The sequence below is a fragment of the Capsulimonas sp. genome, from assembly GCF_039929585.1.
Lineage (GTDB): Bacteria > Armatimonadota > Armatimonadia > Armatimonadales > Capsulimonadaceae > Capsulimonas.
This window is the reverse complement of record NZ_JBDSQY010000345.1, coordinates 22,058-34,404: the sequence shown is the minus strand read 5'-3', so window position 1 is coordinate 34,404 and position 12,347 is coordinate 22,058. Positions and strand designations below refer to the sequence as shown.

Annotated in this window: 10 protein-coding genes and 1 pseudogene; 8 read left to right on the top strand and 3 right to left on the bottom strand. The window is 55.9% G+C overall.

Annotated features, from left to right (window positions below; all coding sequences use genetic code 11):
- From ABIZ35_RS26620 to ABIZ35_RS26595, 6 genes and pseudogenes are all read left to right on the top strand, one after another.
- A pseudogene (locus ABIZ35_RS26620) lies at positions 1–317 on the top strand (hypothetical protein); the annotation flags it as partial.
- Entirely contained in the window at positions 314–1,144 is an 831-nt protein-coding gene (locus tag ABIZ35_RS26615; RefSeq protein WP_348222972.1) for an ABC transporter permease subunit, read from the top strand. The pseudogene ABIZ35_RS26620 and the gene ABIZ35_RS26615, both read left to right, overlap by 4 nt.
- A gap of 183 nt (positions 1,145–1,327) precedes the next feature.
- Entirely contained in the window at positions 1,328–1,660 is a 333-nt protein-coding gene (locus ABIZ35_RS26610; RefSeq protein ID WP_348222971.1) for a hypothetical protein, read from the top strand.
- Between the two features lie 80 nt (positions 1,661–1,740).
- Positions 1,741–4,569, top strand: a complete 2,829-nt coding sequence (locus ABIZ35_RS26605) for a pitrilysin family protein (RefSeq protein ID WP_348222970.1) — start codon at positions 1,741–1,743, stop codon at positions 4,567–4,569.
- Between the two features lie 275 nt (positions 4,570–4,844).
- A complete protein-coding gene (locus tag ABIZ35_RS26600; RefSeq protein ID WP_348222969.1) occupies positions 4,845–5,657 on the top strand; it encodes a DUF1559 domain-containing protein in 813 nt (270 codons plus the stop codon).
- Between the two features lie 133 nt (positions 5,658–5,790).
- A complete protein-coding gene (locus ABIZ35_RS26595; RefSeq protein WP_348222968.1) occupies positions 5,791–6,207 on the top strand; it encodes a cytochrome c in 417 nt (138 codons plus the stop codon).
- Positions 6,208–6,211: 4 nt separating this feature from the next.
- Here the strand turns inward: ABIZ35_RS26595 and ABIZ35_RS26590 are convergent, their stop codons facing one another.
- Positions 6,212–7,165, bottom strand: coding sequence for a DUF2971 domain-containing protein (locus tag ABIZ35_RS26590; protein WP_348222967.1), 954 nt, complete (start codon positions 7,163–7,165; stop codon positions 6,212–6,214).
- Positions 7,166–7,449: 284 nt separating this feature from the next.
- Between ABIZ35_RS26590 and ABIZ35_RS26585 the strand changes: the two genes are divergently transcribed.
- Positions 7,450–8,925: a hypothetical protein gene (locus tag ABIZ35_RS26585; RefSeq protein WP_348222966.1), complete on the top strand. Its 1,476-nt coding sequence runs from the start codon at positions 7,450–7,452 to the stop codon at positions 8,923–8,925.
- Between the two features lie 110 nt (positions 8,926–9,035).
- Entirely contained in the window at positions 9,036–9,377 is a 342-nt protein-coding gene (locus ABIZ35_RS26580; protein WP_348222965.1) for a hypothetical protein, read from the top strand.
- On the opposite strand, the gene ABIZ35_RS26575 is transcribed toward ABIZ35_RS26580, so the two are convergent.
- Together ABIZ35_RS26575 and ABIZ35_RS26570 are read right to left on the bottom strand one after the other, a co-directional pair.
- On the bottom strand, positions 9,374–11,920 hold the full coding sequence (locus ABIZ35_RS26575) for a M56 family metallopeptidase (protein WP_348222964.1): 2,547 nt from the start codon (positions 11,918–11,920) through the stop codon (positions 9,374–9,376). The two genes, ABIZ35_RS26580 and ABIZ35_RS26575, sit on opposite strands and share 4 nt — an antisense overlap.
- Positions 11,917–12,333, bottom strand: a complete 417-nt coding sequence (locus tag ABIZ35_RS26570) for a BlaI/MecI/CopY family transcriptional regulator (RefSeq protein ID WP_348222963.1) — start codon at positions 12,331–12,333, stop codon at positions 11,917–11,919. Before ABIZ35_RS26570 ends, ABIZ35_RS26575 begins: the two co-directional genes overlap by 4 nt.
- Positions 12,334–12,347 lie beyond the last annotated feature (14 nt).

Below are 12,347 nucleotides of genomic sequence, written 5' to 3'. Positions count from 1 at the left end.
GCGATCAGGTCGCCATCTTGAAAGCGGGTCAGGTAGTGAAGCAGGGCAAGATCGACGACCTGCTCGCCGCCCCCGCCACGGTGCAGATGCGGATTTTGAACCAGAGCCCGGCGCTGATGCGCGCTCTTGGCAGCCTGGCGCGAACGGTGGACGCGCAGGGCGAGATGGTGACGGCCAGCATCACGGAAGATGGAATCATTCCTGACTTGGTCGCAGCCGTCGTGGGAAGCGGGGGGAAATTAATGTCTCTGACGCCGATCCGAGAATCTTTGGAAGATCTGTTTATCCGCGTCGTGGAGACGGAGGGAGCCGTATGAACGCTGTCTGGACCCTCGCCGGTCTTACCATCAAAGAGGCGGTCCGCCGCCGCGTGTTTATCGCCTCGCTGCTCGTGGCTCTGATCTTCGTGCTCTTCGCCTTACTTCCGCTGCACGTCGGGCATGGGTTAACAGGGCAGGAGTTGTACGCCGAGCAGGCGCGGACCGCCAAAACCCTCGCCTGGGTGGGCTGCGGCGTCATCAAATTTTTCGCCTCGGTCCTGGCCATCACACTGGCGGCCGGCGCGATTACGGCGGAAGTCGACCGAGGCGTACTGTCCATCGTAGCCCCAAAGCCCCTGCCGCGCGTCGCCATCTACCTGGGCAAGTGGCTCGGCCTTCTGGGTTTGCTCGGCGCCAGCGTTCTAGTCTGGTCGCTGATCCTGATCGTCGCGATCTACATCCAGACGCATCTGTTCTTCCCAAGGATTTTCGTGGGCATCCTGGCGACATTTCTCTTTCCAGTTGTGTTCGCAACCCTGACACTGTTCTTCTCGTCGTTCGCCACCCACGCGCTTTCGGCGGGCCTGGCGCTGATCACCGCTGGAGTTGCGCTCTCCGAGAATTTTCTGACGGGGCTTGCAATGCTATTGAGCGCGCCGGTGCTGAAGACGATCGGGCAGATCGTTGGCTACATCTTGCCGCTGGGCAAGATGAACCACTGGATCACGCGCGGCCTTGGAGACGCCGGACTCGATATGAGCACGATGGCGACGCTCGGAGCAAAAGCAGTCGAAGCGCCCACCGCCGACATGGTGTATATCCTGTTCTATATCGCGGCGGCGCTCGCCGCAGGGATCTACATCTTCCAAAAGCGCGATTTGTAACTCCATACACCCGGCCGCCTCTTCATACTGTCTTCGGACAGCGTGAAGGGGCGGCTTTTTTTTGTTCACACCTCTCCACAAAAAATCCTCACGAGACATGCACTCTCCCTTGACATATATAAAATTTTACTATATACTATCTGTACACATAAGTCCAATTGCCGAGAAAACATAAGCTTAGACATGAAGAACAAAAACATACGCGGAAGATTTACGCTGAGTGAACTTTTGATCTACACCGCGTTCGTCGCCATTTTCGCCACCCTGCTCGTTCCAGTGTTTACGGCCGTCCGCGAAAAGGCGCAAACCACGCTCAGCGCCGAAAGCGTGCGCCAGATTGGCATGGCGATTCCTATCGCGATGCACGACCAAGGCGTTCTCTCCATCAATACGCCTGCGGTATGGCAATGCGCCTCCAATGTAGGAATCGGTTTCCTTCTGGGATCGATGGTGACCGAGATGACCGGCGGCTCCCGCCCGAATTATGAGACGCGGTCCCGCAATCTCCTGCCTTGAAAGGATCTTTTGATAATCAGTTTAGACTGAAATAGGTATAATGGCGAATCGCATCTCACCAAGACAGGACTGAAGACACCATGACGAAATCGACCGCGTTGATCCCGTTCGCTCTTCTCAGTTACGTGCTGTTCCCCGGCCTGTCCGCGCAGGCGCAGGAGCAAACCGCTCCAACCGCCGCCGCCATTACCCAGGCCAACAAGGCCGCCAGCAAGCCGACGCTTGTCAATGGCATCCGCGAAACCACGCTGCCCAATGGTCTGACCATCCTGACCAAGGAAGTGCATGCGGCGCCTGTTGTCTATTTTTCCGTGTGGTACAAGGTCGGCTCCGTCAACGAGCAGGTCGGTCAGACCGGCATGAGCCACCTGATGGAGCACATGATGTTCAAGGGGACCAAGTCGCGCGGCCCCGGCGTCATCAGCTCCACCCTCCAGGCCAACGGCGCCGAATTCAACGCCTCCACCTACTTCGACCGGACCGAGTATCATGAGACGCTCGCCTCGGACCGATTAGAAACGGCGATGAAGATCGAGTCGGACCGCATGGTCAATTCACTTTACGACGAAGCCCAGCATCAAAAAGAGATGACGGTCGTCCGGTCGGAGTATGAAGCCGGCGAGAACAATCCCGGGCAGGCGCTGGACAAAGCCGTACGGTTGGCGGCGTTCCAGGTACATCCATACCGATGGAATACGATTGGCTTCCGGTCGGACATTGAGAACTTCACGCGCGACGAGATGTACGATTATTACAAGAACTACTACACGCCCAACAACGCCACGGTCGTGATCGTCGGCGACATCGATACGGCGAAGGCCGTGGAAATGGTGCGCAAGTACTTCGGATCGATGAAGCCCCACCCCGTCTCTGAGCACTTCCTGACGCCCGAGCCTGTCCAGGAAGGCGAGCGCCGCGTGCTGGTTTCCCGCGCCGGAACGACCCCGCAGATCGAGATCGCCTACCATATCCCCGGCGTGATGGATCCGGATCGCTATACCCTCGATGTGATTGAAACGGTTCTGAACGGCGGGCGGACGGCGCGCTTCTTCCAGGATCTCGTCCAGACCGGACTGGCGTCGGACACCGACGCCGGCGACATCGGCCTGCGCGATCCAGAACTCCTCCAGATCGGCGCGTCCGCGCAGCCGGGTCACACCAACCCCGAACTGGAAAAAGCGCTGCTCGCGGAAATAGAGAAACTGAAGACGGAGCCGATCACGGACGAAGAACTGGCCCGCGCGCTCAATCAAGCGGAGGCGGGATATGTGTTCGGCAAGGAATCAGTTTCCGCGCAAGGGAGTCTTCTGGGTGAGGACGCCATGCGCGGCGACTGGCGTCGCGGCGAGTACTATTTGGAGAACCTGCGCAAGGTGACCAAGACCGACATCCAGCGCGTGGCCCAGAAGTATTTTGTCGAGCGCAACCGCAACGTCGGCTACTTCGAGCCGATCCGCCCGGCGGGCGGCGGCGACACCGCGCGCGGCGGCGGCGGTCTCACGACAGCCGCGCCAACCGCATGGGTCGATCCCAAGCCGGCAAAGGTCAATCTGTCCGACTACCACATGTCTCGTCCAGTCGCGACACGCGGCGCGCGTGTGATGGCGGACGCCGCCCCCGCCAAGGGCGCGCTGCCGACAAAAGTCGTGCTGGACAACGGCGTGACGGTGATCGTTCAGGAGAACCACGCCACGCCCACCGTCTCCATCGCCGGCGCGCTGATGAGCGCGGGCTCCATCTTCGAGCCTGCGGACAAGCGCGGCCTCGCGGGCTTCACGGCGTCGCAGCTCTCGCGCGGCACACAGTCGCGTTCGCTATTGGATATCGCCAAAATCCTGGAAGGCGGAGGCTCTTCCGTTTCCGTCGGCGGCGGCGATGAGTTCGTCTCGCTGGGCGGGCACGGTCTGTCCAAGAACTTCGATACCCTTCTCGATGTGCTTTCCGACGAGCTGCGCCACGCGTCATTTCCTGCGGATGAGCTGGAAAAAGCGCGCCGCCAGACCCTCGCGGGTATCGATTCGGCGCGCTCCAACACCGGGACATTGGTCGGCATCGCGTTCCGCAACGCCATCTACCCCAGCACCCACCCGTACAGCTCCCCTACCCTGGATGAGCAGGAAGCGTTCGTGAAGGGTGTGACCCGCGACGACCTCGCCGCGTTTTACGCCGCGCACTACGCCCCGGATAAGATGGTGCTGACGATTGTCGGTGATGTGGACACGCAGACGGCGATCGACGGCGTGAAGAAATACTTTGGCGACTGGGCGAAGAAGGGCGATCTGCCCGACATCTCGATCCCGGCTGTTGCGGCCCCGACGGGGCCGTTCCAAACGATCGTCATCCCCGTCCCCGATAAGGCGCAGGTGGATGTCCGTTACGGCTTCCCCGGCGGTCTTAAGCGCAGCGATCCAGACTTCTACGCGGAAAACGTGCTCAACTTCATCCTCGGCGGCGGCACCCTGGCGTCGCGCCTGGGCCTGAGCGTGCGCGACAAGATGGGTCTCGTCTACGGCATCACCTCCTCCGTGGACGCACGCCTAGGCGAAGGTCCGTTCGGCGTACGTTACGGCAGCAATCCGGCCAACGTGGACAAAGCCGCCGACGAGATGCTGAGCCAGGTGCAGATGATCCACGACAAGGGGGTGACGAAGGACGAAGTCGCGCAGGCGATCTCCTACCTGACCGGCTCCTACGCCGTCACCCTCTCCACCAACTCCGCTGTCGCCGGCCAGCTTCTCACCACCCAGGTTTACGGCCTGGGCCTGGACTACATCCAGAAGCGCAACGACCTCTACCGCGCGGTGACCGTCGACCAAGTCAACGCCGCCGCGAAGAAGTACCTGAAACCCGGTTCGGGCGTGCTGGCGATCTCGGGGACATATACTGGGAAGTATACGAACACGAAGTAATTTAGATTAGCGAACGGGTGAATGCTCGCTAGGTTAACCAACATCTGAATGCCTGGCGAATGAAGAAGCCGGCGGTTAAAACCGCCGGCTATCTTATATTCGCCAAAATATCTCTTCATTAAAATAATCTAATCCCCCTTGACAAACCCTCCGGCGAAATGCTATCCTATTGCCGACCAAGTTAATCGGAGACTAAATCCATCGGATACGGCAAATAAACATTGCCATCCGTCTCCAGATTGCTTCACAAATTATCGCCTGCACCGGAGAGACACATGCCCACCCTGCTTCGACGTGGTTTCACGTTAATTGAATTACTCGTCGTCATCGCTATTATTGCGATTCTTGCCGCGATCTTGTTCCCGGTGTTTGCCCAGGCTCGCGAAAAAGCGCGATCAATCTCATGTATGTCCAACATGAAGCAGATTGGGCTCGGCGTCCAGATGTATATCCAGGACAATGACGAGACGCTGTTCTTCCGAGGGGCCAGCAGCGCGGCGAACCTTGGGAAGATCCGCACCAGCGCAATCGTCGGCGCGGGAACCACCGCCCCCGCCATTAACGCACAGTGGTACAACGTGATCTATCCGTACATCAAGGCGAAGGGCGTTTACACCTGCCCGAGCGATCCCGGCCCGACCGCGAACGTGATGCCCGACGGTTCGACGATCCTGCGCTCCTACGCCGCCGCGGACTCCGCCGAGGGCCTGTCGCTGGCTCAGATCGATGTTCCGGCCGACACCATCGTCGTCACCGAGAAGTGGGACAAGAACCTTGCGGGCGTGGCGAACGGCGAAACCTGGTTTGAGGTGTGGGACGGCGATATGTCCGCCGAGCCGACACAGCCGACCCGCATGCTGAAGTACGCGAGCCGCCACCAGGGCTCCATGAACTGCGCGTTCTTCGACGGCCACGCCAAGGCCCTGCGCCCCGAGACGATCTGGAAGAGCGCGGACCTGACCGGCTGTAATCTTATCCACCGCTATCCGTCACCGGCCTCCCCCACATCCAAGTGCGACGGCTCGGGCGCGTGTATCACGAACGATCCGACCAAGAACATCTGCATGGGCTTCACTTACAACAACTAAGCCATCACCGTCGGCAAACACATTTCGGCCCTCATTCCCAATGGGAATGAGGGCCGAACTCGTTTCCGGCGCCATCCCTAAGGAAATGCGGCGCCGCGCGGTAGAATAGGACTGTGTTATTACGGGAGAAGAAATGAAGCAAGTGAAAGACGCCGGCCTGCGCGCCGTCGCGATCGGCGCGGGCGTGATCGTCCTGGCCGCCGTGGTCATTGGGGTGTTTCGGTTCCAGCCGCACGCCATTCTGCAAGGCGCCCTGCCCCCCTCCGGCCCCCGCGTCCCCATCCCCACAGTCGACGCCGCGACGCTCGTCCAGGGCGAAGCCATCTACAAGCGTGAGAAATGCACCGGATGTCACAGCATGACCGGCGTCCCCATCGGCGGCGTCCCCGATCTGCTGCACGAAGGCCGGCGCAACGCCGATATTGCGTGGCAGATGTCCAATCTACGCGAGCACAAGCGCATCCATCCGAACTCCGATATGGGGAACTACGACAAACTATCCCCGGACGAACTGCGCGCCCTGGCGTCGTACATGGCGACTCGGAACTAAGAGGTTACACAAACGGTATCTCTGAAGGTTTTATAGTAATCGTTGATAAATCATATCCATTCTGCTGAAGTAGTTTACGCACAGAGTATTCGGCTTTCTCATGATCTAACCTTGGACCAATTATAATCTCACGAATAGGTAAAATCTCGTGTGATCCTTTTCCCAAAGTAAGATAAGGCACTACAAGATTATTCGATGTACGGAGTTTGATATCATCAAGTGGTATAGGATCATCAGGAGATTCTGATACTGCAAATCTAAACTCACGTTCTTCTTCAAATTTATAGTGTTTGTACCGAATTGCGTATGAAGTGATATGCAATTCAAGGAACTGTCGAATAACATCAGCTCCAACAATTTTCAAATGTTCAGGTATAGACTGAAGAACATTTGTTAAATATGAAACAAATGTTGCAGCCGTGTTTTGCAGACTTTTCGGATCATAGCTCAATTCGATCGGTTCTGCGATCGTAGAAAAATCATGGGTCAGACTTAGCGCGTCAAACCCAATACTATATCCGCTTCCAAAACAACCATATCCACGCCATTGACTGAGCTGGTCACCATTAAAGGACAAACAAGCTGCATAACATCGAAAACCATTATGTTCTTGAAGTGATAGTATTAAATTGTCAAATATTTGTTGGTCAATTGGCATCTTTTGATTTAATATAACTGACTGGCTGGCAATCAAGGCACCAGATAATGCCTCAGTACCGTATAATACCTCCGAGCGGTCATTCATATAGCCACAATTAGTAGCCCAAATTGAATGGTTTTCAATAACACCCTTTAAAGCGTTTACGTCGGAATAGTGATAAAGTATTGGGAGAGGAGGATCCCCAGCACGACGCTGAGGCAAAAATTGTGCACTTAAAGGGCCAACATACTTACTGTATTCGTGATTAATAATTGGGTACAACTCGCGGAGTTGATCAAGAGTAATTGTATCAGACATGCATAGAACCTTTCACATTTTCACAGTACTAAAGGTACTAGATTATGTTAAAATTGCAATTCGACAAACCTGCTGAAAATTCCTCTGTCATGAGGAAAATAATTCCTGATTTTGTCTAACAATGCATCCACATGTGAAAGTGACAACAACGATTATCTCTCGCTCAACGACTTGCCCGCTAGCGTCACATCTGGTCACGCAGACGTTGGTGGGGCAAAAAATGTTTAATGATAAAGCGGACACGCGACCATAGAGACGGTATAATCGCCTTGAGGACATTAAGTATGAAGTTTGTAATTTTTTACTCATGGCAGAGCGACCTTCCCAATGCCGAAAACCGTGGATTAATCCAAGAGGCGCTCGAAGAGGCGGTGAAGTCATTACACAAAGATGATGAAATCATTGTTGAGCCTGTCATTGAGCGAGACACCTCCGGCATTCCTGGCAGCCCTGATATTGCAGGCACAATTTTCGATAAAATAAATGTTGCTCATGCCTTTGTCGCAGACATCTCAATAATCACTTCTTCGGGCAGTACAGATCGGCCTACGCCAAACCCAAACGTTCTGGTCGAAACAGGTTGGGCGCTTGCACGTCAAAATCTTGGTCAGGCACGTGTCATTTTTATTGTAAATTCAGCTTACGGAAGTGTAGAACAACTACCATTTGATCTACGTATGCGGAGAGTGATACAATATAAATGCGGTCCGGAAGATCGGCGCGGGGAAGCAAGGCGTGATTTAGCAGGAAAACTTGTGATGGCTTTAAGAGCTGTTATTGATCATCACGTGACTGACACAACAATTGAATCAATTGCACCATCCCTATATGAACAGACATTACAGGCTATCGAAAATAAGGAGGGCAGATCGATCTATTTGATCGACGAATACACGACCAACTTTGTATATCGTCTTGGGAGACTTAACCCTAAGCACCGCACTACTCCTGATGAAAAAACAGGAATTAATGATTTATTTATTGCTGCACTGAATGACTCTGTTCCTTTAGTTGAACAATTCAGTAGAATCTGCCGTGCCATATCGCACTGGGGTGATCTAGCCACCATTCAATCACTATACTCCAGCTTCGGTAAAATTTACAAGAGCTATTTTAATGACATTTCGGTTATTCCACCCGGAGGTATGCCTCCGTCTATTTTTGATCAAGATCTAGCCAAATTTATATGCCATGAAACATTTGTCACATTTATTGCATGCTTGATGAATGAAAATCGATGGGAAATTATTGGTAATATTTTCACCGAACAAATTTATATTGATAAAAACAGACGAGGCGAAGCGGAAATGATAAACATTGATAGTTTTCCCGTATTTATCAGGACACTTGATAATTGGAACAATCAACAAATTCCACAGTGGAATCACCCCCAAGGGCAAATCCTTGAGAGGCGACATAAAAATGGGCCACTCACGACCGTAATGCCGTTCAATCTATTCATAAGCGCTGACTATTTCTTATGGCTTCGCACTGAAATTTCTGATATGCAGTATGATAGCAGAGGGTGGATTCCACGATCAGTAACATACCTCGATTCATTAACACCTAAATTCCTATTTCAAGCAGAGCGACAGACAGAGGCTATTCGTATCGCCAAAGCACTCGATGTTCCAAGTGTCGACGAACTTCGCACACGCTTGAAAGAACGCAGCAGGAACGTAACTAAGCTTTTTCGAGATGCTTTTGATTTTGGCGTGTTTACCGGTTTTGATTTTGAAAAAATCGGTAGTAAACCATAACTCAATATTAAAAGCTCGATATCACGAGTACCCATTAGTAAAAAACCTCCTCCCAAGACTTACACTCTGATGTCAGATTGATGACGCAGGGAATGGTGGAAGCAATGACAATGGACGATCAGTCTTCCGCGCCTATTGAGATCGGCTGGCCGCCGATTGATTTGAACGACGCCGCGCCGCCGTCCATGGACAAGATGAACCGGCCGGAGTCGCTGGCGGTTGCTTTTGTCGGCGGCGTGGTTCTTGCCTCGGTCGGGATCGGCGGCTATTGGATGGGCGCTCTGGGAATACTGGGGTTCCCCGCGCTCGTCGCCGCCATCCTGGTCTATGGTAAAGAACGGAAGGATTACCCGCGCTGGGCGAATTTCCTGGGCGCGGGCGTCCTTCTTGGCCTGATCGCTATCTTCGTGTCTGTTTTTTACCATCTCTCGCCCATTACAGCGCGACGCTAATTTCGGCGCGGCTTCAGTGAGACGCCGTGAAATTCAACGATCTCGTACGGCCGTATCTGAAGCTGGACCGAGACGATGTTTTTTCGCACGGCTTTTGGGTTCAGGCGATAGATTCCGTAGTTAATCCGTAAGGGAAATTCCGGCGTTGCCTTGCTGTCCAGCGAAATGGTTTCTCCATTACGATATACAGCGACCAGTCGGCGCGCGACATTCCCAAGCTTGCTATCCCCGGGAAGCATCGGCGCGACATGGATTCCGCCCAGCTTATCCACATAGCGCAGTGAAGGCTGATCGTACAGGACCAGGGCGGTAAGGTGCTTTGCGTCCACAGCACGAGACGGAACGAACGCGGCGCTGCCGGCAACCGGCAGAGTCGCGACCGTTTGCCAGGGCGCGGTGGCGACGCCGATACGGATGGAGCATGATTTTGCATCGGGCGGCAGACGATCCATCGAATTCATTTTGCGGTCGAGGTGATTGGCGCGCATGACTAGGCCAGCGGTATCGGAGCCTGAGATTACCTCCCGATATTCACTGTAATCGACGACCGGTGACTGGACCGTATAGAGCAATTGCGTGGGAATGTCCTTGGCCCAGGGATCGGCCGGGCTTGTCCAGTGGGTTGAATCCGCTCTTGTCCAATAGATCGGATCGGCCGCGTCTGGGGCGGCGATTGAATCCCCCTGGGCGTTCTTCCACGATTCCGCCGATAGATCCCAAAGTTTCCCTAAGCGAACGGCCCGGCGCACACCAGCAATATGGACTACGGCGCCGCTAGCCAGCGTGGCGGTGTCGCTATTGGTGATAACTACGCGATCGCTGGAGCCGACAACGATATGCGGCGCTGGCTTCGCGCCCGCATTCAGGCGGGCAGCGAGCGCCTGCGCCTCGGCCAGATTGTGAAAGCTGCCCGCAATCGAGCAGTCCGTTCCCGTGATGGCCGTGTTGATATTCGGTGCGGATAGGATGCGCCCATCCACCACAATGCCCAAGAGCTCACCGACATGAGCCTTCGTCCACGCCGCGAACTTTCGCATACCTTTAGCGCCGAACGTAATCCGCACGCTGGGTTCATGCATGGTCGCCCCGCTCATCTCCGCCTGCGCCTCCACCACATCGGCGTCCGTCACAATGACGGGGCTGCGGGCGATCAGGTTTCGATACTTGGCGCCGTCGTGAAATGTCTTCTTGGTCCGCGCATCATGAAAGGCGTAAACTTCCCGCCCCTTGCTGTCGTGTTCGATGTTCATCGTAACGGGGCGATGCTCATCGCGCTGACACGCCACTTCACGCAGGTAGACGAAGGTCAGAATACCCCGGCTGCGCCGGCGCGTTTCGAGTTTGCCAGGTGTCGACGGCATCGGAGCGCCGGCAAGATGGATGAGCGCTTCCGCCTCGGCGAGGTCCATCGGTGGCTTGTGAGAAGGCGAGGCGCCGTAAGTTCGGGCCAGTGGGCGCAGGGCCGAGACAGGAAAAACGACTGCGGCGACAAGAATGGCGGCGGCAAGGATGCGCTTACGACCAAGCGAGCGCCGGTTCAGACCAGCCGCAAGGATGGCGCGGATGCGCCCTTCCGTCTCGCGCGGCAGCGCCATGGCGATCGCCACAGTCTGAGGCTTGGCGCCTGCGGGCAAAGATTTCAAAACATCGATCAGGCGCTGGGCGTATTCCGTAGGAGCGACGCCCGCCTGCAAAACGCAGTCGTCACAAGCGCGTTCGCTGGCTTCGCGGGCCTGACGGGCGGCGAACCAGACGAGTGGGTGGAACCAGTAGAGGGCGCAGGCGAGGCGGGAGGTGCAGTGCGTGAGCCAGTCCCAGCGGGCAATGTGCGCTAGTTCGTGCAGCAGGACCGTGCGCAGGCAATCGTCGGACCAGTCGACCGATTGCGCGGGCAGCAAAATGACGGGACGCAAAACGCCCCAGGTGATCGGGACCGCCACGCCGCGCGGCGCGGCGCGAAGGATATCGACTGTCCGGCGAACACCGGCGAGGGCTTTCGTATCCCGAACCAGCGCGTTCATGCGGTCTTCCAATGGCCTGCTCTCACGCTTGGCGCGAGCGACTTGGGTCAACCCCACGACAAAGCGCGCCAGGGTGAGAACGGCGCCCGTCGCCCAGAAGAACGTGAGCCAGCCCAGCCAGTTCACATGGGATACTGAATTTACGGAAACAGCGTTGGTTTGGGGCGCGGCCATGGATGCGTCGGCGTCCCCATGAGAGGACGTCGTTTTCTTGGAGAAAGCGGCTGGAGCGGTCACAGGCGTGACTTCTAATTTTGCGGGCGCCGCGAAGGACTGGGAAGCAGGCGAGTTGTACTGTGGCGAGGCGATGGCAGGGCGCGCCGTGTAGGTGACTTGCCATGTGGGAAGCGAGATTGAGAGCAAGGGCAGGAAGAGCACGCCAGCGATGGCCGACGCCCAGACGATATGCCGCGCCGCCGACGACGCGCGCCGCATCACGCGGGTAAGGACCATCGCGGCAAGCAGGAGCAGCGTGTTTTTGAGGAAAAGAATGACGAGAGGCTGATTGAGGAGCGCGCTCATTCGTTTGTCCCCTCTTCTGGTACGTTTTGCTCTTTGGATTTTGCCTGCTGGATCAATCCCTCCAGACGGCTGAGTTCTTCATCCGTGGGCCGCATTTGCTGGTTCGCCAGCAGCGTCGCGACCGCCGACTCCACACTGCCGCCGAAGAACGTATGCACGACGTTCTCGATGGCCGACTTCGCCACGGCTGTCCAGGATTCCGTGGGTTTGTAAACGTACTTCGCGCCGGCTTCGGTATGACGCAGCTGGCCCTTTTCCTCTAAAATGCGCATCAAGGCGCGCACCGAGGAATAACTGGGAGGATCGGACATCGCTTCCAGCACCTCGGCGACGGTCGCCTCGCCGCGCGCGTAGATAATGTCCATGATCTGGCGCTCGCGACGGCTGAGCTGGTGCGGCAATACTTTGTTCATTTCGGATCTCCCAA